The 25,018-nt window shown below is 42.3% G+C and carries 21 protein-coding genes and 1 tRNA gene; 6 read left to right on the top strand and 16 right to left on the bottom strand.

Going from position 1 to position 25,018, the window contains the following annotated elements; all coding sequences use genetic code 11:
• Positions 1 to 172: 172 nt before the first annotated feature.
• A complete protein-coding gene (locus tag JMX96_RS04510; RefSeq protein ID WP_201567603.1) occupies positions 173 to 1,093 on the top strand; it encodes a LysR family transcriptional regulator in 921 nt (306 codons plus the stop codon).
• A 147-nt stretch (positions 1,094 to 1,240) separates the two neighbouring features.
• Here JMX96_RS04510 and JMX96_RS04505 read toward each other — a convergent pair whose 3' ends face one another.
• The 3 genes from JMX96_RS04505 to JMX96_RS04495 form a co-directional block, all read right to left on the bottom strand.
• Positions 1,241 to 3,031 (bottom strand): potassium/proton antiporter, encoded by a 1,791-nt coding sequence (locus tag JMX96_RS04505; protein ID WP_201567601.1) that lies wholly within the window; start codon positions 3,029 to 3,031, stop codon positions 1,241 to 1,243.
• 451 nt (positions 3,032 to 3,482) lie between these two features.
• Positions 3,483 to 3,818: a GlpM family protein gene (locus tag JMX96_RS04500; RefSeq protein WP_227522928.1), complete on the bottom strand. Its 336-nt coding sequence runs from the start codon at positions 3,816 to 3,818 to the stop codon at positions 3,483 to 3,485.
• A gap of 190 nt (positions 3,819 to 4,008) precedes the next feature.
• Entirely contained in the window at positions 4,009 to 5,679 is a 1,671-nt protein-coding gene (locus tag JMX96_RS04495) for an alpha-keto acid decarboxylase family protein (protein ID WP_201567600.1), read from the bottom strand.
• A 260-nt stretch (positions 5,680 to 5,939) separates the two neighbouring features.
• On the opposite strand from JMX96_RS04495, the gene JMX96_RS04490 reads away from it, so the two are divergent.
• Positions 5,940 to 6,014 (top strand) — tRNA-Gly (locus tag JMX96_RS04490).
• A 363-nt stretch (positions 6,015 to 6,377) separates the two neighbouring features.
• Here the strand turns inward: JMX96_RS04490 and JMX96_RS04485 are convergent.
• Positions 6,378 to 7,310, bottom strand: coding sequence for a LysR family transcriptional regulator (locus JMX96_RS04485; protein ID WP_201567599.1), 933 nt, complete (start codon positions 7,308 to 7,310; stop codon positions 6,378 to 6,380).
• 197 nt (positions 7,311 to 7,507) lie between these two features.
• On the opposite strand from JMX96_RS04485, the gene JMX96_RS04480 reads away from it, so the two are divergent.
• From JMX96_RS04480 to JMX96_RS04470, 3 genes are all read left to right on the top strand, one after another.
• Positions 7,508 to 8,752, top strand: coding sequence for a dicarboxylate/amino acid:cation symporter (locus JMX96_RS04480; RefSeq protein ID WP_201567598.1), 1,245 nt, complete (start codon positions 7,508 to 7,510; stop codon positions 8,750 to 8,752).
• 121 nt (positions 8,753 to 8,873) lie between these two features.
• The gene (locus JMX96_RS04475; RefSeq protein ID WP_201567597.1) at positions 8,874 to 10,160 is read left to right on the top strand and encodes an aminotransferase class V-fold PLP-dependent enzyme; all 1,287 of its coding nucleotides are present in this window, start codon (positions 8,874 to 8,876) and stop codon (positions 10,158 to 10,160) included.
• 229 nt (positions 10,161 to 10,389) lie between these two features.
• Positions 10,390 to 10,701 carry a DUF1244 domain-containing protein gene (locus tag JMX96_RS04470; protein ID WP_201567596.1) on the top strand — a complete coding sequence of 104 codons (312 nt, stop codon included), beginning with the start codon at positions 10,390 to 10,392 and terminating at the stop codon, positions 10,699 to 10,701.
• A 75-nt stretch (positions 10,702 to 10,776) separates the two neighbouring features.
• Here JMX96_RS04470 and JMX96_RS04465 read toward each other — a convergent pair whose 3' ends face one another.
• From JMX96_RS04465 to JMX96_RS04435, 7 genes are all read right to left on the bottom strand, one after another.
• Positions 10,777 to 11,220 (bottom strand): SRPBCC family protein, encoded by a 444-nt coding sequence (locus JMX96_RS04465; RefSeq protein WP_201567595.1) that lies wholly within the window; start codon positions 11,218 to 11,220, stop codon positions 10,777 to 10,779.
• 81 nt (positions 11,221 to 11,301) lie between these two features.
• The gene (gene rluF / locus JMX96_RS04460) at positions 11,302 to 12,306 is read right to left on the bottom strand and encodes a 23S rRNA pseudouridine(2604) synthase RluF (RefSeq protein ID WP_201567593.1); all 1,005 of its coding nucleotides are present in this window, start codon (positions 12,304 to 12,306) and stop codon (positions 11,302 to 11,304) included.
• 312 nt (positions 12,307 to 12,618) lie between these two features.
• Positions 12,619 to 13,323, bottom strand: a complete 705-nt coding sequence (locus tag JMX96_RS04455; protein WP_201567591.1) for a hypothetical protein — start codon at positions 13,321 to 13,323, stop codon at positions 12,619 to 12,621.
• Positions 13,324 to 13,539: 216 nt separating this feature from the next.
• Positions 13,540 to 14,679, bottom strand: a complete 1,140-nt coding sequence (locus JMX96_RS04450; RefSeq protein ID WP_227676915.1) for a CaiB/BaiF CoA transferase family protein — start codon at positions 14,677 to 14,679, stop codon at positions 13,540 to 13,542.
• Entirely contained in the window at positions 14,672 to 16,861 is a 2,190-nt protein-coding gene (locus JMX96_RS04445; protein WP_227676914.1) for a 3-hydroxyacyl-CoA dehydrogenase NAD-binding domain-containing protein, read from the bottom strand. The genes JMX96_RS04450 and JMX96_RS04445 overlap by 8 nt, the downstream gene beginning before the upstream one ends.
• A gap of 73 nt (positions 16,862 to 16,934) precedes the next feature.
• Positions 16,935 to 18,143 (bottom strand): acetyl-CoA C-acetyltransferase, encoded by a 1,209-nt coding sequence (locus tag JMX96_RS04440; RefSeq protein ID WP_201567589.1) that lies wholly within the window; start codon positions 18,141 to 18,143, stop codon positions 16,935 to 16,937.
• 62 nt (positions 18,144 to 18,205) lie between these two features.
• Positions 18,206 to 19,357 carry an acyl-CoA dehydrogenase family protein gene (locus JMX96_RS04435; RefSeq protein WP_201567587.1) on the bottom strand — a complete coding sequence of 384 codons (1,152 nt, stop codon included), beginning with the start codon at positions 19,355 to 19,357 and terminating at the stop codon, positions 18,206 to 18,208.
• Positions 19,358 to 19,735: 378 nt separating this feature from the next.
• On the opposite strand from JMX96_RS04435, the gene JMX96_RS04430 reads away from it, so the two are divergent.
• Complete coding sequence (locus tag JMX96_RS04430) at positions 19,736 to 20,374, top strand: TetR/AcrR family transcriptional regulator (RefSeq protein WP_201567585.1); 639 nt, start codon at positions 19,736 to 19,738, stop codon at positions 20,372 to 20,374.
• A 187-nt stretch (positions 20,375 to 20,561) separates the two neighbouring features.
• Here JMX96_RS04430 and JMX96_RS04425 read toward each other — a convergent pair whose 3' ends face one another.
• From JMX96_RS04425 to JMX96_RS04405, 5 genes are all read right to left on the bottom strand, one after another.
• Complete coding sequence (locus JMX96_RS04425; protein WP_201567583.1) at positions 20,562 to 21,197, bottom strand: hypothetical protein; 636 nt, start codon at positions 21,195 to 21,197, stop codon at positions 20,562 to 20,564.
• Between the two features lie 396 nt (positions 21,198 to 21,593).
• Entirely contained in the window at positions 21,594 to 22,577 is a 984-nt protein-coding gene (locus JMX96_RS04420; RefSeq protein WP_201567581.1) for an MDR family oxidoreductase, read from the bottom strand.
• Positions 22,578 to 22,655: 78 nt separating this feature from the next.
• Positions 22,656 to 23,288 (bottom strand): TetR/AcrR family transcriptional regulator, encoded by a 633-nt coding sequence (locus JMX96_RS04415; protein ID WP_201567579.1) that lies wholly within the window; start codon positions 23,286 to 23,288, stop codon positions 22,656 to 22,658.
• A gap of 97 nt (positions 23,289 to 23,385) precedes the next feature.
• Positions 23,386 to 23,970 carry a YqiA/YcfP family alpha/beta fold hydrolase gene (locus tag JMX96_RS04410; protein ID WP_201567577.1) on the bottom strand — a complete coding sequence of 195 codons (585 nt, stop codon included), beginning with the start codon at positions 23,968 to 23,970 and terminating at the stop codon, positions 23,386 to 23,388.
• 57 nt (positions 23,971 to 24,027) lie between these two features.
• Positions 24,028 to 24,942, bottom strand: a complete 915-nt coding sequence (locus JMX96_RS04405; RefSeq protein WP_201567575.1) for a hypothetical protein — start codon at positions 24,940 to 24,942, stop codon at positions 24,028 to 24,030.
• Positions 24,943 to 25,018: the final 76 nt, after the last annotated feature.

Below are 25,018 nucleotides of genomic sequence, written 5' to 3'. Positions count from 1 at the left end.
AGTTTTGACAAGCAGAATGTTTTGTTAGGTAACCTTAAAACCTTGATAAAATTAGCTTTTACTTTTTATTTCTTAGTAGATGGTACGAATACATATAGAAAAGTAAGGATTATGAAAATTACTCAATCCTTATCCATTACTATTTAATTAATTTGATATAGGGTGGCGATTGATGCTAGATGAGTTGATAAAAATAGATATAAAAACACTACGTAGCTTTATGGCGATCGTGGAGTGTCAGGGCGTGACAGCCGCTCAGTCACGCTTAAATGTTACTACTTCTGTGATCAGTGGACATTTGACGCATTTAGAAGACCGCTTAGGAATGACGCTGTGCCATCGTGGTCGTGCAGGGTTTAAGCTGACAGAGGACGGCGCAGCAGTGTATGAGGCTTGTTTGAGCTTTACCGAGGCCGTTGCCAGCTTTCAACATCAGTTGCACTATATCCGTCAGTTAGATTCTGTGCGTGGTGGTCACATCAGACTGTGTTTAATCGATCAGATGCCGACGCTTTTTTATGATGCGCTGCGTCAGTGTTTGGCTGCTAGCTACCGTGACAATCCATTAATACACTTTTCGATTGACGTGCAAAGTCCTGAGAGCATGATAGAAAAACTCCTCGGTAACGAGAGTGATATTGGTGTGGGATACTTTGGTAGCTTTCCACCGCTATTGACCTTTCAACCTGCTTTTATCGAAACACAAGTGGTCTGCTGCGGGCGTGAGCATCGCTCATTTCATGAGCCTGACAAGCTAACATTTGAGGAATTAGAGCAAGACCATCATTGGGTGAAACGAGGCTATATTACTGATGTCAGCATCAATCATATTCGTCCAAAGATACTGAGCGCAACTACCTATCAGATGGAAGCCACCGCGCAGCTTATCCTAGCAGGTCACCATGTGGGTTATTTGCCACGCGATCTAGCAATGCGCTACGAAGAGATGGGGCTGATGAAAATATTACTGCCTGATGAGGCAAGTTACGAGGTGAAGCATCACTGGGCATACAGAGAGAATCTGCACAAGCATGTGGCAGATTTTTTGAATAAAATGATAAATTTGTTGTCAGAGAATTATTCCAAGGCCTAATTTATCAGCAAAACTGGCTCCTTTTATTTTAACTGCTTTCTATTTTCAAGCTATTAGTAGCTAGTGAGTCGTTTCTAACTGAATACTTTTAATAGCTAATTGCCTTACTATTTTGATCATTAGCTATTAAAAAGTTTTGATGAAATTTTAGGCGGTTGCTACTTGGTCTTGATACTTTAGACCAATGGTTCTTAGCTTCCCTTTGTCATCGACTTCCTTAATAACCAATGACCATTCATCGCTTATCACAACAGTATCGCCCGACACTGGCGCAGTACCTAAGTGTGATTTCACGTACTCGGCCACCGTCTGCTCCCACATGTTTTTTGCGCTGTCTTCATCAGACGTTTTGAGTGTTTTTACCAGAGTCTCAGACGCCATAATTCCTGTAAAAAACGGCAAGTCTCCAAGCTTAACACTCGGTGATAGCAACCAATCGCCATAGAAATCATCGATAGCTTTGCGATCTAATGTTGTGTCATTAAAAATCTTGGCGATTTTGCTCGCGTGATTACCTCTCATGGCATACCAGACACTGTCGCCGAATTTTAGCTTTGTATTGTCATCGACTACTACGATTTGCTGATTACGGACTAGCGCAAAGACACTGATTTCATCTGGATTGATGCCTTTGGAGATACCCATAGGATGACGCCCAATGGCAAATGCACCTGATTTTGCCTCAAACTCATACAGCGTGATACTGGCCTTATCCGATACCCAAACCTCATGCTCTTCTTTGGGATCTTTGTTGGTTGGAATACGTACCTTAAACAGATTGGCCATCGTCGGGATGGTTGTGCCTTGCAAAATCAACGACAGAACCACGACACCAAAGGCAATATCAAACAGCATAAAGGCGTTATCTATACCAGCCATGACGGGTAAAATTGCCAAGGTAATAGGCACTGCACCGCGCAAGCCAACCCAAGAGATAAACCCAATCTCTCTGTCTTTAAATTTGAATGGTTTTACGCTGGTATAGACGGCAATGGGACGCGCCACAAAGATCATAAAGAGCGCGATCGCCACCGAATAATGCCAGACATTGAGGACGTTTGATGGAGTGACCAATAGCCCTAATACCACAAATAGCACGGCCTGAGACAGCCAAGCAAAGCTGTCCATCACTCGCATGACATGCTCTGTTGAACGTACCTTATGGTTGCCGATTAGCACGCCAGTGAGGTATACCGCCAAAAATCCACTGCCGCCAATGAGATTGGTCGCGGCGAACACAGCCAAACCAGCAGAGAGGATTAAAATGGCGTACATGCCTTCTGCTAAATGCACCTTGGGCAATAATCGGGATAAGAAATAACCGAACAATAAGCCCATACCTAGCCCAAAGCTCAGCTGCTGTAGCAATAAAACTAAAAAGCCAAATACTGTCTGACCATCAGGATCAACATTTAAGGCAATCAAACCAGTGACTAATAAAATAGCCAAGGGATCGTTGGCACCAGACTCAAGTTCAAGCGTTGCTTGTACACGGTCGTTAAGCTTGACGCCACCATTACGTAATAAAGAAAATACCGCTGCTGCATCGGTCGAACCCACAATCGCTGCCATCAGCAAACCAAAGCGCCAATCGACATCGAGCAGCCAAGTGACAAATACCCCTAACACCATGACCGTGACTAATACGCCCCATGTAGCCAGCGTAATCGCAGGTTTTAGACCCACTCGGAACGATTTAAAGGACGTACGTAAACCACCATCTAGCAAGATACAAGCTAAGGCTGCCTGCCCAACGAAATTGGCTAGCGCATATTGAGAGAACTCAATACCCAATATACCCTGCTCGCCTGCCAACATACCCACTATCAAAAACAGCAATAACAATGGTACGCCCAAGCGCGCCGATAATGTACTCGCCATGATGCTGGCAAAAATTAATACTGCGCCTACGAGATACAGGATATTTAAGGTATCCATTTTTTTTGAGCCCTATTTTTTATTATTAAGAATAGTAATTGATTGCGATGGGGTTTTCGTTATCTTGCTGTTAGTAGATATTACACCAGTGAGCCTATCATAAGCGGCCATTATTCAAAATATGAATGACAATTATTTGTAATGATATTAGCATCACCATCAGAACTAGCAGCCAATACTAGGGCGTGTCTTCATTTCAAAAATGGTGATAAAAATGAGATAAATTGCCGTCAAACAAGAAAAATAGCGCAGATAATATCGGGATATTAACCAGCTATTTGACGATGTTTGGCAAGATTTAGCCATTTTTAGCCCATTTAGATGACTATCGGGTGAATTGAAGACACGCCCTAGATCAATAAAAAATCCTTCAATAAAAAACGCTCAGATATTAAGGTGAAGCCTATAAAATATCATTGCTGTGCTAAAAGAGTTTACGTCTTAATATTACTTAACCTTGAATGTATTGCCATGTCAGTACCAGAATCGCAGCCGCAACCGTCCAAGCGACCACACCTAGCATTAGTGCTTTGTATAAACTCATATAACTGATGCTAAAAAACACCACAAAGGTATAAATTAAATGCGGTATGACACCAAGCATACTGAATATCAGCGCGACCTTTAAATCAGCAGGACTGCGCTCAGTACCAACGATAAAGTGACTGATTAACGTAAAGGTGGGGAATAGTGGCGCAAGTGCCGCCAAATAGAAAAATCGGGTTTGGGCGAACATTTGAATCGCCAGTACCATCAAGGCGCCGATAAGCATTTTTAACCAAATCACGACGGGTCCATCTCCTGTTGACTATCAAGGCTGAACGTAGCCCAATCCGCCATGATACTAAAGTCTGCAAACTGACATAAGAGCAATCGCTGATTAATTAATCCGTATGATAAAAAAATGCAAAAACCCCATCTAGCTAAGTTGCTAAATGGGGCTATTCACTTCTATTAAGTAAGCTTCTACGAATTGCTTAATCCTTTTTTGGCTTTAATGCCGCGCTGATGTCTGCCAGCAATGGCGGAATATCATGCTTGTCTGCGATCACCTCAATCATTATAAGCTTATCGGTAGTCGCAGCAGCTTTGTCGAAAGCAGATTTTAGCTCGCCCACCGTCTCTGCTTTGAGTAATAGGCTATTCGCATCTGTCGCGCCAAACGCTCGCGGCATGATTTGCCAATCGCATTTAGGAATATCATTATAGTATTGGTTTTCGCCATGAATCGCGCGCTCTACCGTATAGCCGTCATTGTTGATTAAGACGATCACAGGATTGATGCGCTCTTGAATCATGACCGCTAGCTCTTGGATCGTTAGCAATGCTGAACCATCCCCAATCAATAAAACACTGCGTTTATCTGGCGATGCGATTGCGGCGCCCAAGCTGGCAGGCAACGTGTAACCAATTGACCCCCACATCGGCTGCCCATATGACGTCACCCCTTCTGGCAGACGCACATCACTGATACCAAAATAAGCCGTCCCTTGTTCAGAAAACACCAAGTTATTGTGATCTAAGCGGCCAGCGATAATGTGCCATAGGTCATCTTGGCGGATAGCCTCACTGTCTTTACCTTTTTGTTCGTGTGGCTTAACTTCTTCACAGAAAGGTTTTGGCACGATATTAATGCCAGAGGTCATCACTTCATGTAAGGCTTGCAACGCATCTTTTAGCGCAATCGGTGCAAAGTTCTTACCACTGATAGAAGCACGCTCATAATGCAAGTCTACGACCACATCTTCATTGATATCTTGACTAAACCCTGCGGTAGTAGTGTCAGTATATTGCACCCCTACTTTAATAAGGCATTCGCAGTTTTCTACCGCATCTTTGACAATTGGACGCGAAGCAACACCCGCATAAGTGCCTGCCCAACGATCACTATTTTCATCAAGCAGCGTCTTGCCCCAAGATAGCGTGGTATAAGGAATATCGGTATCAGCGATCAATGCTTTGAGCTGTGGCTGTAACCCCAAACGATGCACCATCAAATCTGCCATTAGTGTCGTGGTCTTGTTTGGCAAAAACTCGGTTAGTGCTTGCTTAAAATCTGATAATGCCGCTTGGCTAGTAATGTCTTCTTGGCTATCGATCAACTTGGTCGTTGGTGGGTAGATAGGCTGACGCGCGACGTCTGGTGATAATAGTAAGTAACCTGGGCGATGCTTTTTAAGTATTAAGCGAATCACTCTATCAATTTCTGAGGCAGCGTTCTCAGGGGTGAGCTGCGCTCGTGCCACCGTTACAGGCTCGACCATCTTAATAAAATGATTGAATACACCATCACCAAGCGAATGATGAATACGGCGCTTTGAGTCTTGTAGCGCTGTGCTTGGTGCACCGACGATATGCAATACCGGTGCGTACTCAGCAAAAGAACCTGCGGTCGCGTTAATCGCTGACAGCTCGCCTACACCAAAGGTCGTCACCATAGCGGCAAACCCACGCTCGCGTGCATAGCCATCGGCAGCATAGCCAGCATTTAGCTCATTGGTATTACCCACCCAGCGTAGCTTGTCAGAGGCTAGAACGTTATCCAAAAAAGTTAAGTTAAAATCACCAGGTACGCCAAATATCTCAGATGCACCCGCTTCTGCGACACGATCAAACAAATAATCAGCGATGGTATATTGTTGACTCATTTTTTATCCTTATGACTTATCTTTGTAAGTATTGATAATTGTGAATGTGATTACGATTAAATTATAAAGTGCGTCCCAGCTTATTTATGTACTACAAAGCTTTTGGAATACATATTATAATAAACCGTTATAACATATATCCATGGCCAGAAGACATGCCTATTTTAATAACTTTAATTTTTTTCGTCATAGGTGTTGACACCTAAAAAAAACTGCGTATAATACGCCTTCATCAACTGACGATAGTTAATTGATAATTAGCGGGAATAGCTCAGTGGTAGAGCATAACCTTGCCAAGGTTGGGGTCGAGAGTTCGAATCTCTTTTCCCGCTCCAAATATGGCTTGAAAGAGCACTAAAATCCTCACTTCTTAAATAAGAAGTGAGGATTTTTTTTGCCTGATTTTCGGTGCTTTTAGAGAAATTCTCGAAATATCTTTTTGAATATAGTTAAGTCTAACTACTCAAACAAAAATCCCGTTTTCATGACGGTGCCCATTTGGTGCCCAAACTGTGCCCTGCCCTAAAACCTCATGTATATAACAGACCATACTTTGGCTATTAAGCATAATGTGATGAATGTAAAACTCCTATAACTTCTCTCAAATACAGTTTGAGTTTAGTGGGCTAATAAATTGCGCTCGAAAGAGATACTATTAAGATTTTATATAAGATTGTGATTTTTTAACATTCAACCTCTTACTGCACACTATTAATGAAAGCATCTGTCTTCATATAATCTTCTAGGGCCGTTGTAAACCTTTCAATGGCTTTCAATCTACTTGACTTAGGGTAGCGATTCGTCACTTGATAACAAGTATATTCGGGTGCAAGTACACTAAGCTCAGATATTTTAACAGGGTGGATTCTTTCAAACACACGTGCAATCCAAACAGGGACAATAGCCCATTTTTCTTCAAAGTCAAAAACAGTGAATAATAATGAAACCGTATCAACACTAGAATACTCATTCTGATTTTTTTCCCACCAAAAATTATGCCATATATGGTATTCAGAAACACTTGAAAAAAGAATTTCATCAGCTGTATCTAAATCATGCGGGTGAACCAATCTAGCATATTTTGAGAAGATGGAAGAAATAACAACGCCTCTAGATTTAAATAAAGGTTTAGATATAGCATTTGGATATTTTAATGAATTAAGTGTGAAGCCGATATCGATATCGTTATTCTCAATGAGGTCATAAATAGTTTTGCTCCAGTGAGAACTCACATTTAAAGTAATCCCATTGCTACTTTCACTAGCTTTCTTATCATCTGTATTATTGTTATTAATCAATTCTTTATATAGATTTGAAAACACACAAGTATTCAAGCTATCAATACTAGCTACACTTAAGTTCATTTTAGACTCTTGTAATGCCCATATTTTCGTTTCCCGCCATAACGCTTTCCAACGCATTGCTATTTCAACAAACTCCTCTCCCTTTTGTGTCAAGGTGACTAGTTTTTCACCACGTCCACGTATGAATAACTCACAGTCAAGATGTTCCTCTAGAGCGCGCAAACGATGACTAACTGCCGATTGAGAGATGAACAGATTTTTACTCGCTAAAGATAAGTTCTTTGTTTCTGTAATCATCAAAAATGTTTCTATTTGCTCAGTCTTCATTAGATTACCTTATGTTTATATATTAATAGTTTGAATATATCTAACCGCTTTAATTCATTATTATAATATTAACTGTAATGGTAGATTTAGGGGTGGATAAATTTTGTACCAATAGTTGCAACATTGTTCCTACAGCATTAACTAGCCTTGCAGCAGGTTAGAACCTCACATGAACGTAACACATAGGAAGTGTCATTATGCGAAAAAAAAAGATGCAACTAAGTACTAAAGTGTTCATTGGATTTGCCATAGGTATAGCCGCAGGCATCTTCTTTAAAGAGCAAGCGCTGATCGCAAAGCCCATTGGAGATCTGTTCTTAAACCTAATCAAGATGATAGTTGTACCACTCGTGGCTTTCTCAATAGCAAGTGGAATCTCCAATATGGGAGACATACAGAAGTTAAAACGGGTGGGTAGTAAAACGTTACTATTTTATGTCGTAACCACTTTGTTATCAGGAGTCATTGGACTTATTGTTGCAAATTTATTGATGCCTGGACAAGGTTTTGAGATGAATATTATTTCAACAGATCCAGTGGCAGTAAAAGAGATGGCTAGTGTTTCTGAAACTCTGCTAAGCATGGTACCGACTAACCCTATTCAAGCGCTCGCTGAGGGTAATTTGATGCAAATTATTATCTTCTCTTCCTTTTTTGGTATTGGGATGACAATACTAGGCAAACAAAGCGAGCCCTTCAAGAAGGTTGTTGATAGTGGAACGGAAATAATGCTTAAGGTTACTGACATTATTATGGGGTTTTCTCCTTATGGTGTTGCTGCACTAATCGCTGCCTCAGTTGGTGAGTATGGCTTGGAGATATTTGGACCGTTGGCTAAATTTATTTTGGCTGATTATGTAGCGATGATCTGCGTTGTTCTATTCTTATATATCTTCCTATTAAAGTTCGTAGCTAAAGTGAGCTTAAAAGAATTTTTCAAACATATCCCTGCCGTTTGGGCTATCACGGCAAGCACAACAAGCAGTTCAGGCTCTCTTCCCGTCACTATGAAAGTCGCAGAAGAAAAATTTGGTGTGACAAAGGAGCTAGCAGGTTTTTCTCTTCCTCTGGGCGCAACGATTAATATGAATGGCGCAGCCGTTTATTTCGCCGTTGGGACTATGTTTGTTGCTCAGATATATGGCATTGAAATGACACTCTTTCAACAATTTATGACCATCACTATGGCAACGCTAATAGCCATTGGTTCACCGGGGATCCCAGGTGGTGGCATTGTGATGATGGTTATTCTATTGGACTCAATTGGGTTACCTGCTGATATTATCGGCCTAATTGCGGCAATCTACAGAATAATTGATATGGGACATACCACACTCAACGTAACAGGCGACATGGTTTCAACGCTTTGTATTGCCAGAATAGAAAACTTATTTGAAGACGAGATTGAACCCAATCAAGAAGTAAAATTAGCCAAAACATAACTCTCTTACATTAAAAAATAGAGCTAAAACTATTAAACAAAGCAGAGAATATGGTGTTGTGACTTTATTACCTGCTTTGCTTGCGTACTCTTAATTTTAAAAAAATAATAGGATAATCGTCATGAAATACAATATTGAACAAGGTGAGCTTTTCAGTGAGTCCTTGAGTGAGATGATTAAAGACAAATTTTATCACGTGGATATCGACCCAATTAATAAAACAAAAAGGCTTTTCTTTGATAACTCAGGTGGCTCGTTTAGATTAAAAGCGGCCAGTAATATTTTTAAAGAATTAGATGAATTGCCAGACTGTCCAGAGCATGGCAATACAACTGCGAAATGGCTGATGGATATCCAAGAAGAAGGGTATCGTTCCATAGAAACCATCTTAAATATTGATAAAGGCAGTATCGTTACATCGCTCACTGCCTCTATGGTCATGTTTGATATAGTCAGAACTGTGATGGAGAATATACCTGGCAGTAATGTGGTGACGACTTTGTTAGAACACCCTTCGGCTTATGACGCAATGGCTTCTTATGCCAAAGCGACAGGGAAAGAGTTAAGAGTGGCTAAGACTAACCCTGTGACGGGTGGCGTCGATGTTGAGGATGTGATCAAACTGATTGACCAAGATACGTGTTTATTAAGCTTTATGTATGCATCAAATGTGTCTGGTGCCTTGTTAGATGAAGCCAAAATAGTGGCCGAAGCAAGAAAGATTAAACCTGATCTGTATATTGTGGCTGATGCAGTACAACATGCACCACATGGGATTATCGATGTGAGCAAAGTTCCCGTTGACGGGATTAATTTTGCGCCTTATAAGTTTTTTGGTCCACGTGGTTTTGGAGTTGGTTATGTGTCAGAGCGATTGGCGAAATTACCACACAATAAGTTAATTGCGAAACCACACGATTATTGGCAACTTGGTAGCCCTGCCCCAGCACATTTTGCAGCAGTCACTGAAGTCGTCAATTACGTGTGTTGGTTAGGAGAGCAGTTCATTACTTCAACGAAAAGAAGAGATCTTTTTGTAGAAGGTATGACCCGTATCAAATTGCATGAAAGAGCTTTAATGCACGCAATGTTAGAAGGCACTAAAAATGTACAAGGGTTAAGGCATATAGACGGCGTAAATGTCTATTTAGATTGCAAAGACTTAACCCAAAAAGACTTTATTATGGCGATTGGTTTTGACAATTTAGAATATAAAAAAGCGGTAGATCATTATGAAGCAGCAGGGGTCGTCACTTTCGAACGTTTACTATCAAGCCCTTACTCATCAAGAATGTTGGAATCATTTGGTTTGAAAGGTTCAATTCGTGTATCACCTATCCACTGCCATAATCTACAAGATATAGAAAAATTTTTAGAAGTCACCAAAACACTTTGTCAGATGCAGTAATTTAACTTAGCTTAAAGGCTTTCAATAATTCCGACATATAACAATTTTGACTACCTAGAATGAGGTGATATTGTTCACCTCATTCTATTTAAAATATAGCTAATACAACGAGTTTGCCAAGTTTTCTTGTATACCTTTTTTAATATAGAACGACATAGGTTGCGCAATATTTATATCGTTAGTATCATTTCAGTTTTGAAATGACTCAATTACAATTAGGAAAAACCTTATGGCAAAATTAGAATCAAACATCGAATTAGAAGCCGCGGCATTTCGTCGCTTATTAGCTCATTTAGACGAGCGTAAAGATGTACAAAATATTGAGCTAATGAACCTTGCTGACTTTTGTCGTAACTGTTTATCCAAATGGTATAAAGCGGCTGGTGAAGAGCGTGGTATTGACATCGACTACGAGGATGCGCGCGAACTTGTTTATGGTATGCCTTATGCTGAGTGGAAAGAAAAATATCAACAGAAAGCAACGCCAGAGCAGTTAGCGCGTTTTAACGAGATTGAAGCTGCTAAGAATAAAACGGATTAAAACTGATAGTGATGGCTCAAATAAAATAAGCCACCACTAGAGAGTGATATCAAAAAATCCAACATTGCCGCTAGATTAGCGGCTTTCTATAGATTTGAGTATGCTACTAAACCCTATGGTTCCTTGTTTCTGCATTTGACGGTCAAATAGGCGACCGACTAATGGCAATGGTACCGTCAATCGACCTTCAGATACCCAAGTCACGTGTGTGGTGCCATCGCCCAAGTCTTTTAAGTCAATGATACCTTTATCATGTTGCATTTTGATAGGTTTAGATTTTTTGATTTGGTATTGCATATGAGTAGGACGCTCAAACGCCGTAATCCGCTCCCAGAACTTAACGGGTCCCGTTTGAATGCTACGTAAAGCTCCAACGCCATTGCGTTCCTCGTCACCTTCATTCACCAACTTAGCCACTCCCACCGCTTTAAATGAGCCATAACTGGCATGGTCACTCAGTGCTTCAAACACCTCATCAATCGGTTTTTTGACAATGCGCTCTACTTTTATTTTAAACATAATATGATCTCATTAAGATTAAAGTTATTTAGCTTACGGCTATTTCAGCAATAAATATAGCCGTCACATTGTGAAAAATTATTACCGTGAAGAGCCTCTACCTTTCGAAGGACGCCTGCCATTGGTAGCAGGTTTACCATTTCCCCCAGACCTACCATTACTGCCTGACGGCTTACCACGACCAGTAGGACGTCCATCCCTACCTTTAGAACCTGCTGGTTTTCTAGCATCATCTTTGGCGTATTTGTTACGCCCCTTTGCTGCCCCTGCTGATTTTGTAGATGGTTTTGACTTTGATGAAGCATCCGTACGTGGTTTCTTTCGTGGCGCATTGCGAGATTTCTTGCCCGCATGATTGTCTTGCGAAGAAGAATCTTCTACAGATTTAAGTAACACGGACAGCTCATTTGGCGTTAAGTCTCGCCAGTCACCAACGGGAAGACCTTTGAGACTTACATTCATAATCCGCGTACGTTCAAGCTTGACGACTTCGTAGCCAAAGTGCTCACACATACGGCGAATTTGACGATTCAAGCCTTGAACGAGCGTGATGTTAAAGACATTAGGCGCCACTTTAGTCACTGGGCATTTTTTGGTCATCTTGCCAAGCATCGGCACACCGCCCGCCAAACCTTCGATAACACTATCAGTTAACGGCTTATTTACCGTAACTAGATACTCTTTTTCATGGTTATTACCAGCACGTAATACCTTATTGACTAAATCACCATTATTAGTCAAAAAGATCAAACCTTGAGAATCTTTGTCCAAACGGCCAATCGGAAAAATACGTAAACTATGTCGTACAAAATCGACAATATTGTTTTTCTCAGAACTTTCCGTGGTGCTCACAATGCCCACTGGCTTATTTAATGCAATAAAAATAAAATCATCAGGCTCTCGTGGCTCAATAAGCTGCCCGTTGACTTTTACCGCATCTCCAGCAACCACTTGATCACCTACTGACGCACGTTTGCCATTGATGTATACATTACCTTGTTCAATAAAGCGGTCAGCGTCTCGCCTAGAGCAAATACCACTTTCGCTGATGTATTTATTTAAACGAGTCGAGGAAGCGTTGAACATAAAGCACCGTTTTACCTGATAAGAAGCATTTTTTGCTAAGAAAAAAGCCTAAATTGAATGGATCAACAATAACGAAATAGCTCACATTATATAGGAAATCGACTGACCCTTTGAGGGGAGACGGGTAAAAACCTAGAAATGTATAGCGTCATATAATTTTGGATGATGTCGAAAGAACTTATTTATGAGGTTGGGAATTTAAAAAGCCTCACCATTCATCATACGAGCAGTGAGGCTTTTTTCTAGTTTTTCAGCTATATAATTTTTCAAATCTATTCTTTTGCTGATTACTCTACTAACTTATCTTCCACACTACTCAGCATCATCCAACAGTTTATTAAGCTCGTCCACCATGGGATCATCAATGATACTGCCTTCTACATAGCTGATTATCTCATCTACAGTCGTCAGATCCATTTCACGAATACCTAAACTGGCTAGTTGCGCATTAATCGATTCTAAGCTGTCATTATCTTCAGTATCATCTAATAAATCCTCTTCAAATCTACCTCTGACAAACCAGTACATTTTTTCTAGTACGGTTTCTTTTTTGGTCAAAGTAGAATAACCGTCGCCATAAATGAATAGGTTGAAATGATAAGGTATTTCTACATCATTGATAAAAAATGTACGTTGGCACTCTAATGTATAGGCCTGAATCTCTTTGTTTTCAGCGCTTTCATCACCTTTGTTGTCTTCATCATATTCAATCGCCTCTTCTATCAACTCACCTAATATCTGATAGTCGCCGACTTTGATTTTGTGATTATAAATGATAGCAGAGTCTGCGATTGCATCAAAAATAATGGCACTGACATCTAAGGTATGATTATCGATATCATAGAATGCTTTTAACGCTGGCAAAAACTCGGTCAGCTCTTCTTCAGGCACTTGAATGAGAAACTGCTGCTCGTATATTTTAATCATATCTTCAGGAGCATAGGTATTAGCAGTATTGGTCTCGTTTCTACCTGTTGGCTGCAAAGGTAAAAAATTATACGGGTTATGTTTGGTCATTCAGAACTGCCTTTTTGCTTAAGTTAAATTTATTAAATGTCTGTGTTGCTCAATCTCTAAGAGCCTTTGAACGCGCTACTATTTTTTAATACCGTAAGGCTTTAGGATTTATGGGCGTATTGTCTCTTATTCAGACAATTTTAGATAGACAGTTATAAATATACAAGTTCAATCATTCTAGTTTAGACAGGCAGTCAGAATAATACAGACTAATTATTAATTCACTTGCTGCCATCCTGATGTTGCATGATGTTTATCTTGATGTGCAAATAAAGGGTGAGCTTTAGCTTCATGTAGACTCAACACAGGGGTCACACAGACATCCGTTACTGAAAATACAAGTTGCCAATACTCAAGCGTTTGACTGGCAAATTTTTCCGCGATTGTGTTGGTCGCGGCCTCACTCTCAGGTCTATTGGGCATGATACCAAGTTGCCAGTGTATTTCTTCAAGCGACGGTAGCTCCAATACCTCACATAGCCCTTGCCAAAATTTCAGCTCCAAGGAACCAACCGCCATATGACGCTGATCAGCGGTTTGGTACAGTCGATAGCATGGTAATGCACCGCCCAAAAAGTCATGTTGCGGCAGTAGAGTGTCGTTTAAGCCATGTCCTGAAAGGCTATTAATCAGTTTGCCTGTGACCTTTGGCATGACCATATGATTGTACAAACTGTGCGTCATGCTAATAGCAATGTGTCGTCCCCTACCCGTACGCTGCGCGGCAAATACGGCAGCCAACAGTGCTATCACTGCTGTATCACTACCACCTGCCAAATCCGCAAACTGGATATTAGGCATAGCCTGCTCACCCTGCGCTGTTTTTAGCTGATCTAGTACACCGCTCATAGCCATAAAATTAATATCATGACCGGCTTTGTTGGCCCAGTCATGATTCACTTCAGAACCACCTGTTGAGTCAGCATCTTCTAAATAAGTACCTTCTTTTGTGTAATTGCCTGCTACGCCATAGCCAGTGATTGACACTATTACTAGCTTTGGATTGATGGCATGCAGGGTTTTAGCATCTAGCCCCATTTCTGCCAAGACACCTGGGCGAAAGCTATCCAGCATCACATCAGCTTCTTTAAGATGTGCTTTTATAGCTTCAATCGCTTTGGGATCATGAAAGTCATGCTTTTCGGTCTTCTTACCGTGGTTTAGAGCTACGAAGAGCTCACCAAATACCCGAGCAGGATCGCCTTGTTTGGGCTCGATTTTAAGGACGTCCGCGCCCAAATCCGCAAGCAAACGCGTGGCAAAAGGCCCAGGTAGGTTACGAGTCAGATCTAACACTTGCAACCCTTGTAGACAGTCCGCCATTTGATCATGATTTGATACATGCATGTCAGTCATCGGAGAACGCCTCGCCTTTGGCTGCCATATCTAGCAAGATTTGAGCAGGCTCAAAACGTTCACCATATTTCGCAGCCAGCTCACGGCTACGCTCAACAAACGCACTCACGCCCATTGCATTGATAAACTGTAGCGTACCGCCATGCTGCGGTGCAAACCCCCAACCAAAGATAGACCCTATATTGGTATCGGCCACTGAGCGCACGACATTTTCCTCATAGCATTTAGCAGATTCATTGGCTTGAATAAACATCAGGCGATCAACCAAATCTTGCTGCGATGGTTGCTCTGACTTTGGTGGGTATAAATTTACCAACTCAGGCCATAGATATTTATCACCCTCTGTTGGATAGTCATAGAACCCTTTGCCATTTTTCTTACCTTCGCGTCCATGCTCATTAACCAATGTTTTTAGTATGTCATAAGAAGGCCGCACTACGATTGGCTTACCTTCGGCTGCCATATCAAGCTGCTGCTGTTCGCTGACATGCAATGCGAGGCTCAACGACACTTCATCTTGCAATGCTAGCGGCGGCATCGGCATACCTGTTTTTAGTCCGGCGACTTCGATGCTACGCGGATGCACACCCTCTCCTAGCATCGCAATACCCTCTGAAACATAGGTGCCAAATACCCGCGAAGTATAAAAGCCATGACTATCATTGACGACGATAGGCGTTTTACCTATTTGTACAACATAGTCGAAAGCTTTGGCCAATGTTGCATCGTCGGTTTGCTCGCCCATGATAATCTCAACGAGCGGCATCTTGTCTACTGGCGAGAAAAAATGCAGACCGATAAACTGGTTTGGTCGCGTGCTGGCTTTTGCCAATCCTGTAATTGGTAGTGTTGAGGTGTTAGAAGCATAGACGGCCGTGTTTGTAATCACTGCTTCACTTTGCTGGGTACACTTGGCTTTAATTTCTCGGTTTTCAAATACCGCTTCGATAATAAGATCGCAATCTGCCAAATTATCGTAAGAAACGGTTGGCGTAATGCGTTCTAGGAGGGCTTGTTTTTTCTCTTCGGTAGCGCGCTTTCGGCTAATGGCTTTATCCAAAATACTAGCAGAATACGCTTTGCCTTTTTCTGCATTGGCAATTTCTGTGTCCAATAAGACAACGTCTATACCTACTTTGGCAGTGACATAAGCAATGCCAGCGCCCATCATGCCAGCGCCCAAGATACCGACCTTTTTAATTTGGGTTCGCTCAAACCCTTGGGGCCTAGACTGACCTTTCTTGATACTATTCAGCTGCGTCCATAAGGTGTTAATCATGTTTTTAGATTCAGTAGACATCACGCAAGCGGCAAAATAACGCGACTCAATTTCAAGCCCTGTATCGATATCCACGAGGCATCCTTCAAACACACAAGACATAATGTGAGTAATCGCTGGATAGTTGCCATGTGATTTTTGATTGGCCATGGCTGGGGCGATAGAGAATATAGGAACCACCTTTGGATGCTTACTATCGCCGCCAGGAATTTTAAAACCTTTCTTATCCCATGGCTGCTGCGCGCTTGGATTACTTTGAATCCAGTCTTTTGCTTGCTTCAGCATATCTGCTCGATCAGTAGCGGTCGCATCAATAAGTCCAATGTCTTTTGCCGCAGCTGGTCGTAATTCTTTGCCCTGAGTCATCAGCTCCAGTGCTACCTGAATACCGACCAATCGAGGCAAACGCTGAGTACCGCCGCCGCCAGGTAGCAAGCCCAGTTTCACCTCAGGCAAACCAAGCTTGGTCTTGGGCGTGTCAATGGCAATACGATAATGACATGCCAGTGCAAGCTCTAAACCGCCGCCTAGTGCGGTTCCTGTCATAGCAGCGACCACAGGCTTACCTGAGGTCTCAAGCTTGCGCAAACTTCCCTTTAATTCTTCGGTCAGTGAAAATGCTTGCTCGGCTGTCTTTATCTGGTTCAATTGATCAATATCTGCGCCAACCACAAAGGTTTCTTTGGCCGATGTGAGAATCAAGCCTGTGGCTGCATCATCATTGATGAAACTATCGACTATCGTGGCGAACGACTCCGTAAAGCCATCACCGATGACATTCATTTTGCGTTTGCTTTGGCCAATCGTGACGGTGACGATACCGTCGTCATCACGCTGGGCAGAGAAGTTTTCTAATTCATTAATGGCTGTTACGCTATCTGCTGTCTGGTTATTTGTCATCATTTTTATCCCTTAAATGATTCTTTGTATATTGCGTTTTAGTCTAATTGGTTTTTTAGTCTATTCTAGAAAAAAGTTAAACACGCTCGATAATGGTAGCAATTCCCATACCCCCGCCCACACATAGCGTAATCATAGCGGTCTGTAAGTCGCGGCGTTCTAACTCATCAAGGACAGTCGTCATCAGCATCGCGCCTGTTGCGCCAAGCGGATGACCCATAGCGATTGCACCACCATTGACATTGACAATATCAAGCGAGATGCCGAAATCATCAGCAGTATTCATCGGGACAGCAGCGAATGCCTCGTTAATTTCCCAAAGGTCTATATCAGAAGCTTGCATACCCGCTTTATCGAGGGATTTTTGGCAAGCTGGTGTCGGACCTGTCAGCATAATGGCAGGTTCTGAACCAACAACTGAGGCCATTGTGATTTTGGCGCGTGGTTTTAGCCCTGCTTTTTGACCAGCCGCTGCACTACCAACCAAACAAATGGCAGCCCCATCAACAATGCCTGAAGAGTTACCCGCATGATGCACGTGATTGACGGTTTCAATTGTGGTGTATCTGTCCAAGATAACGCTATCAAAGCCCATTTTGCCTGGCATAATAAAAGAAGGTTTTAGGCTAGCTAAGGTCTCGACATTGGTATTAGGTCGGATGGTTTCGTCTTTATCCAATAGCATCATGCCATTGATATCGGTGACAGGGACAACAGACTTATCGTAATAGCCCTTCTCCCAAGCCTGCGCAGCGCGGTGATGCGACTCAGTGGCAAAGGCATCGACATCACTACGACTAAAGCCTTTGAGCGTTGCGATGGTATCTGCACCCACTCCTTGTGGCACGAAATGCGTCGCTTCATTGACACGCGGATCCATGTACCAAGCACCGCCATCAGAGCCCATCGGTACACGGCTCATAGACTCAACGCCACCCGCCACGACCATGTCTTCCATACCTGACATGACTTTGGCCGCAGCTAAATTGATAGATTCTAGACCAGAGGCACAAAAACGAGATAAGGTAAGACCTGCCACACTCTGTGCCCAGCCAGCATCGATAGCAGCAATGCGGGCGATATCAGAGCCTTGCTCACCCACTGGTGTCACGCAGCCAAGTACCACATCATCGACCAAACTGGTATCCAAGTTGTGACGCTGTTGCATCTCCTTTAATAAAGTGCGCGTCAGCCAAATCGGTGATGCCTGATACAACGAACCGTCCTTTTTGCCTTTGCCACGTGGCGTGCGGATCGCATCATAAATATAAGCAGTCTCAGTCATAAAAAATCCTTTTTTTATTTTTTAAACAAACAATAATTATCGTAGTCTTATAATATAAGCGTCTACATAAATCGTGAAGCTAGCTCTTTCATAATCTCATTGGTACCGCCATAGATTTTTTGTACGCGCGCATCGGCATATAGACGAGCGATAGGATACTCTGTCATATAACCATAGCCACCAAACAGCTGCACGCATTCGTCGATGACTTCGCACTGTTTTTCGGTGACCCAGTATTTAATTAATGAAGCATGCGGTACAGACAGCTTACCATCTAACATCGCATCGACTGCTGCATCACACATGGTACTGGCAGCAAGATAATCAGCATAGCATTCCGCCATCTTAAAGCGCGTATTTTGAAACTTCCAAATAGGTTTGCCAAAGGCTTCACGGCCTTTTACGTAGTCTAGCGTTAGATTGATAGCAAGCTTCATCGAGCCGACCCCTGATAGCGCAATGATTAAACGCTCACGTGGCAGCTCTTGCATCATTTGGATAAAGCCCATGCCTTCTACCGTACCCAACAGGTTGGTTTGCGGCACACGTACATTGCTAAAGAACAACTCTGAGGTATCTTGCGACGTCAGACCAATCTTGTCGAGATTACGTCCGCGCTCAAACCCTTCTACTTTATCCGTTTCGACAATGATAAGTGAGACACCTTGCGCACCTTTTTCGCGGTCTGTTTTGCATGCTAATAAGATAAGATTGGCATGCTGACCATTAGTAATAAAGGTCTTAGAGCCATTGATAATGTAGTCATCACCGTCTTTTACCGCATAGGTTTTGATGTTTTGTAGGTCGGAGCCAGTACCAGGCTCGGTCATGGCGATAGCGCCGATATATTCGCCCGTTGCCATTCTTGGTAGCCACGCTTGTTTTTGTTCTTCAGTACCATGGTCTAAAATATAAGGCGCGACAATGCCTGAATGCACCATACCGCCAAATCCCGATTGATTGGCTTCGGTCTGTGCGTAGATAAGCGCGGCTTCGTGACCGAAATCGCCGCCGCCGCCGCCATACTCAGCTGGTATCGCCGCACACAAAAACCCCATCTCGCCTGCCTCTTCCCAAGCAGCGCGATCAATCATGCCATTTTTGCGCCACTGCTCATCTTTAGGATCCCAAGATTGAAACATTTTTAAGGCGCTGTCATACACCATCTGATGCTCTTCGGTCATCCAGTTTGGGGTAAATTTTTCGATACTCATGGTGTCTATCCTTGACAAGGTGGAGTGAATAACAACTATATAGTCAAGTCTATATAAATCCGCTACATCGTCATCCTCGCTAAGCATACTAATGTATAACTTGCACTCGGTTTCCTTGTATCGAAATTATATTAAACTGACTATATCTAAGCCATTTTTTAAATTATGGTAATTTATATTACCGTTGTAGATATACGATAAATTCTTTGTATTTATTAATATACAAGTCTTATAATAGGCTACGAAAAACTACTTCGCAATCAATTAAATAAAAATAGTAATCTACATTACTTATTGATTTAATCATGTTAAATTATCGAGCAAATCATTTAACTGGTAGGACGTATCAAATAGCCAATACTTTAAGAAGCGATAAATATGAAAACCTTTAGTCAGTCAGATAGCCTCACGCAAACTCGATCTCTAGCGCCCCTATCCGATATGCGGCCCGCAACTTTGGATAAAATTGAGCAAGCTGTTCGTAAAGTCTTTGCAGGATTTGACGCTAATGAGGTGACGATGGCGCAGATTGCAAAGTCTGCAAACGTCTCTTTGCAAACACTCTACAAGTATTTTGGAGATAAGCAGACGCTGTTTTATACCATTATGGATATTGTGCTCGGCAGATTAGCGGCTCGGATTATGGATCATCTGCAAGGGATTGATAGCGTACAAGATCGTCTACGTAAGACACTGTGGGTCTGCTTTGATTTTGTAGACTCGCACCCAGATGCGGTGATGGTGCTGTCTTCGGTCTCTGCCTCACGGATACGTAATATCGCAATCTATGAAAACAAAGAGTTAATTGGCGCGTTTTTGGCGGTATTAGAAGATGGACAAAATCGTGGGGTGCTCAATGACACTGTCCCACTACACATACTCTTCGATGTGTTTATGGGGTTTATCAGTCGCCTTGGCTTAATGCATACCATTCGCCAAACAGAAACACCGTTAAATGCAGAATTCGATGCGCTATTTGTGATTTTATGGCGGGCCATCTCTAAACCTGACGCTTGAAACCTGACGCTTAAAATGAATTTTATAAAACTGATATTTAGCAGTGTTTGACTCTTAGAATAAAACATAACGTAAAAAACCAAAAAGCCCCACGATAAAGTGAGGCATTTTTATATTTTTTTTCGGTCAATGTGATTATTTAATCAATGTAATTAAAAGCTCACGCTACTTATACACTCAAAAAAATTTAGATACTGCTAGATTTTGGCAATCCATACTCTGCATGGTCGACCACATGGCTGTTTTTTTCAATGGTCAGCCGATAGCCTTTGATGATACCGTCGTATGGCAAACTGCCCTCATACTGCTGATAATGCTCGCAGATGCTGTCTTGAATCGCTGATTTACGTGCAGCATCGTCTAATTTGGCAAAACCGCTAGGTAAATGCACTTGGGCAAAACGTGAAGCCGCGCCACGAGACATCCAATTATCAGCACTCGTAAATGTAAAATCTACTTCCGCTCGTAAGCTATATCTGGGTAGCGTATTAGAGCAATTCGCTAAGTCGTATTTAATTTGAGCAATATCTTCTGCGAATGGCTGATACGGTATCTCAAGCACGGCAAACAATTTTGCCAAAAACTCATCAGCGGTAAAGTGTTTGTCCATATAGCTACCATCAAGCCCAAGGTATTTGCTCGACAGTACATGGCGCAGGCGGTCATAGGCAGGTATGGTATGTTTAAGAGGATAGCCCATTTGCTTGACGATATCTTGCGGGCGCAGCTCAAGCGACTCTATTTGATTGATAATATATTGCGCTAGAGAATGGCGTGGGTGATAACGACGGGTATATTTAGATGGATTAGCAATGTGGCTCATGATATTGAACACCTTAGACTCCTGTAACTCCGACGAAAAAGTATGATATACGCCCAAATAGGCAAAAAATCAGGCACAAATGAGGTTGTCGGAGTACAGGCTCATGCGCTTTACCAGAGTTGTTTTATATCGTGCTGGAAGTTGCAAGGTTTGTCATGCCGCCATTAGACTATTGTCATGGTCGGCAATAACAAAACTGTTAAACCCACGATAGATCGTTCAATGATGATAGCACATCAGATGACAAAAAATAAATACCGATATTTGTGACCATTTGTGAATAATTCTTTTTCACTTTGCGCATTCAATCTTAGACGTTTCGATGAACCACTTATTCATGTGCTAACACGAGGTTCAACACCGAAACTTTAATGTTGAAGTATTAACGCTTAACGCTTAACGATTGACATCAACGACTATTCGACCACGAACCTTACCATCCAATAACTCGCTTGCTGTCGGAATGACTTCGCTTAGACCAACCTCTCTGGTGATTGCATCCAATTGCGTCATATCCAAGGTTGTGCTCAAACGCTGCCATGCTTCTACACGCTCATCATAAGGTCGCGTCACGCTATTAATACCAAGCAAACTGACACCGCGTAAAATAAATGGCGCAACAGTAGCAGGGAAATCCATGCCTTGAGCCAATCCACAAGTAGCGACTAAACCATCTTCACACGTGCTAGCACAAACGTTGGCCAGCGTATGACTACCAACAGAATCAATTGCGGCAGCCCATTTCTCCTTACCAAGTGCGCGTCCCGGACTACTCAGTTCAGCACGGTCAATGATCGTCGTTGCACCGAGGCTCTTTAAGTATTCGGTTTCTTCCAGACGTCCCGTAGACGCCGTGACAGAGTAACCTTGGTTTGCTAAAAGTGCGATGGCAAAGCTACCAACACCGCCATTAGCACCCGTCACCAATACTTCACCGCGCTCTGGTGTGAGTCCATGACGCTCTAATGCGATTAGACAAAGCATCGCAGTATATCCTGCTGTACCAATTGCCATCGCCTGACGTTCAGTCATCGACTCAGGGAGCGGGATAAGCCAGTCACCGTTTAATCGTGCTTTCTGTGATAGACCGCCCCAATATTTCTCACCCACGCTCCAACCATTTAACAACACCTTGTCGCCAGCTTTGTAGCGGGGATGGCTGCTTGTTTCGACGGTACCCGCTAAATCAATCCCTGGAACCATGGGGAATGTGCGTACTACAGGACTACGACCCGTGATGGCCAATCCATCTTTATAGTTGAGCGTGCTATATGCCACACGAACTGTGACATCGCCTTCTGGCAATTGTGTATCCTGTATCTCTGTCAAATTAGACTGATAAACACCATCATTTTTTTCAATTAATATTGCATTAAACATAGTAGCTCCTATTTAGACCAATCGTCTATAAATGAGTAAAAAAATTTAGACCGGTCGTCTAAAAATATAAATAAAAAATTACTTCTGTATTCCTGCTACAAAACCTCGGAAAAAAGTATCTAATGGACTGACATCTTGCGTCAACTTAGCACGCAAAACCGCACCTTCCCAACCAATCCAAAAGAAAGCAGCCAGCTCATCACAATCACTATTCGAAGGTATTTGTCCCTGTTGTACTGCCAGACGCAAGCAAACCGCTAAACGCTCCTGCCAATCAAGCAATATGTTTTCTAACTCACAACGAAAACTGTCAGGCAACACGATAATCTCTTGACCCAAGTTGCCTACCAAACAGCCGCGTCGAAATTCGTGCTTGATCATTCCCGACTTAGCATCTTCAACGAAATCACTGATACGCTGCATAGCAGACACTTGCTCATTCAGAAAACAATAATCTAGCTTGCGAGCGAAATACAACGCGTACTGCCGTAATACTTCCTGTCCAAATGCTTCTTTGTTTTTGAAGTAATTGTAGAAAGAGCCTTTAGGCACATTGATACGTTTGAGTATGGCATCGATACCAGTGGTCGCAAAGCCTTGCTCTGTTAGCATCTCCATCCCAGATCTTAAAAGAGCTTCACGAGTATCCGTAAACTCTCTTTCGACATTGGGTGGACGCCCTCGACGGGCTTTTGGTTTAGTAATCGTCATGCATGAATATTATGACCGATAGTCTTTAATGTCAATCAATTATTTTTAGCAGTCTATCTATCCATCAGTCGCAACAGTTTTTTGATTGTCCTCGCTATCAGTCTTCACCATGATACGTCGCCTCATCCATCCAAACGATAGGGTCTTCGCACAGATGAGTTACGTGATACCAGATATCACTACTACGAGCGATACGGTGATGACCGCTTTCAAAGTAATCAACTTCCCAGCTGTCAGGCAGATTAACTAAGGTTCGTCTAGCGACCGCTACGTCTAAGCTTTCATCGTCGACTTCTACCATAACTCGTACCATCTCGGTATTGGTTGTGGGAAAAGACAGCTTCATATCAACTACGTCAGGGATACGGTCAGCCAACACCTCACTTGGGTAGATACAAGGCGCAATCAACAGTGCGCGCAAGCTGTATTTATAGGAAAAATGATTGGCAAACCAACCACCAAGCGAATGCCCTGCCAATACCACTCGAGGATACTGTGTCATTTTCTCACGAATCAATGCATCGTAAATCTCAAATATTTCTGCAAAATTTTCTCTATAATTGACCGTTTGACAGTATTTTGGCTCACGCGTGATACAAGTATATTTACTGGTCTCATGACTTGAATCAAGACCATGAAAAAACAGTAAAAACGTATCGTTGTTTTCAATAGGAAACATCATAAGGTTCTCCTTTTTTGATTATTATTTAGGCTTATTCACGATAAATTGGCTTATAAATTAAACCGATTTTTGGCTAGCAACCTGCGCTTGATACAAGCTTAAAAGCTCCTCACAAGCCTGCATTGAGGTATTTTTTGCAAAACCTTCGTTAAACCAAAAATCATAAACCGCTTGGACAATGGCTTTCACCGCTTCTGCATTTTCTGGCTTTTGTTCTGTTAGTTTCATCGCAATGTCTTGCGCTTGTATATCCGACTCGCTATAGGGCGCGCTCCAGCCCACGCCATAACGATAGAGCACATCATTGATTGCCAATATGAATATGGCGTTTGATATGCCAAATGAACCGATAAGCCTGTCAAGCATTGCACAGCGCTCTTCATAAATACTGACCTCTATCGGCATATCAGCCCGCTCAGACAGACAGTCACAACTCACCATGTGCGAGGGCTTACTAAAATCATCCCACAGCAACGGATTAGTTCCGCGAATCTCGCCCTTTTCCACTACATTAAATTGCCAAATCGCATAATGAGTATCTGGCCCCTTATAGGGCACATGTACGAACCACTGCATCATCACATCACTGTCATACATAATATGAGTACTACCAATCCGCACGCCCTGCTTAGGCAGTACATCCTGATACACACTATCCATATCATCACTATAGAGCGTCACTTTACGTAAGTTTTCATCACTGGTATCGCCTAGCTTTGCTCTGGCTTCAGTTATGCTTCGATAGGGTTTAAAGGGTGCTACCCATCTGAGTGTCTCATCGGTATTGTTCACGAAGTAAATGTCATCTTCATAACTGTCTATAGAAACCGTTTCGAGGTAAAACAATGGCTGTTTTCGTACTCGATCTCTCTCATCATTTGCTAATGCCGTTATACCAGATAGCTTTGAGCCACCCGACCATTGCATATTGTCTAACCGCTTTTGTTCAAACTGATACGTTAATCTCGTCATATTTATATCCTTATTATTTTGATTTTAGTTTGCATGTCGCTTCATTTTTATTGTCTGGTCTGAATGCTTATTTCAA

The sequence above is a fragment of the Psychrobacter sp. JCM 18900 genome (assembly GCF_904846625.1).
In the GTDB taxonomy this organism is placed as follows: domain Bacteria; phylum Pseudomonadota; class Gammaproteobacteria; order Pseudomonadales; family Moraxellaceae; genus Psychrobacter.
Note: the sequence above shows the minus strand (reverse complement) of the source record. Positions and strands in the feature narration are given on the sequence as shown.

Excerpts from the sequence above, each read along its gene's own strand:
- JMX96_RS04510 (WP_201567603.1), top strand. The coding sequence starts at position 173 with ATGCTAGATGAGTTGATAAAAATAGATATAAAAACACTACGTAGCTTT.
- JMX96_RS04505 (WP_201567601.1), bottom strand. The coding sequence starts at position 3,031 with ATGGATACCTTAAATATCCTGTATCTCGTAGGCGCAGTATTAATTTTT.
- JMX96_RS04495 (WP_201567600.1), bottom strand. The coding sequence starts at position 5,679 with ATGAGTCAACAATATACCATCGCTGATTATTTGTTTGATCGTGTCGCA.
- JMX96_RS04485 (WP_201567599.1), bottom strand. The coding sequence starts at position 7,310 with ATGAAGACTGAGCAAATAGAAACATTTTTGATGATTACAGAAACAAAG.
- JMX96_RS04480 (WP_201567598.1), top strand. The coding sequence starts at position 7,508 with ATGCGAAAAAAAAAGATGCAACTAAGTACTAAAGTGTTCATTGGATTT.
- JMX96_RS04475 (WP_201567597.1), top strand. The coding sequence starts at position 8,874 with ATGAAATACAATATTGAACAAGGTGAGCTTTTCAGTGAGTCCTTGAGT.
- JMX96_RS04470 (WP_201567596.1), top strand. The coding sequence starts at position 10,390 with ATGGCAAAATTAGAATCAAACATCGAATTAGAAGCCGCGGCATTTCGT.
- JMX96_RS04465 (WP_201567595.1), bottom strand. The coding sequence starts at position 11,220 with ATGTTTAAAATAAAAGTAGAGCGCATTGTCAAAAAACCGATTGATGAG.
- rluF (WP_201567593.1), bottom strand. The coding sequence starts at position 12,306 with ATGTTCAACGCTTCCTCGACTCGTTTAAATAAATACATCAGCGAAAGT.
- JMX96_RS04455 (WP_201567591.1), bottom strand. The coding sequence starts at position 13,323 with ATGACCAAACATAACCCGTATAATTTTTTACCTTTGCAGCCAACAGGT.
- JMX96_RS04450 (WP_227676915.1), bottom strand. The coding sequence starts at position 14,679 with ATGACTGACATGCATGTATCAAATCATGATCAAATGGCGGACTGTCTA.
- JMX96_RS04445 (WP_227676914.1), bottom strand. The coding sequence starts at position 16,861 with ATGATGACAAATAACCAGACAGCAGATAGCGTAACAGCCATTAATGAA.
- JMX96_RS04440 (WP_201567589.1), bottom strand. The coding sequence starts at position 18,143 with ATGACTGAGACTGCTTATATTTATGATGCGATCCGCACGCCACGTGGC.
- JMX96_RS04435 (WP_201567587.1), bottom strand. The coding sequence starts at position 19,357 with ATGAGTATCGAAAAATTTACCCCAAACTGGATGACCGAAGAGCATCAG.
- JMX96_RS04430 (WP_201567585.1), top strand. The coding sequence starts at position 19,736 with ATGAAAACCTTTAGTCAGTCAGATAGCCTCACGCAAACTCGATCTCTA.
- JMX96_RS04425 (WP_201567583.1), bottom strand. The coding sequence starts at position 21,197 with ATGAGCCACATTGCTAATCCATCTAAATATACCCGTCGTTATCACCCA.
- JMX96_RS04420 (WP_201567581.1), bottom strand. The coding sequence starts at position 22,577 with ATGTTTAATGCAATATTAATTGAAAAAAATGATGGTGTTTATCAGTCT.
- JMX96_RS04415 (WP_201567579.1), bottom strand. The coding sequence starts at position 23,288 with ATGACGATTACTAAACCAAAAGCCCGTCGAGGGCGTCCACCCAATGTC.
- JMX96_RS04410 (WP_201567577.1), bottom strand. The coding sequence starts at position 23,970 with ATGATGTTTCCTATTGAAAACAACGATACGTTTTTACTGTTTTTTCAT.
- JMX96_RS04405 (WP_201567575.1), bottom strand. The coding sequence starts at position 24,942 with ATGACGAGATTAACGTATCAGTTTGAACAAAAGCGGTTAGACAATATG.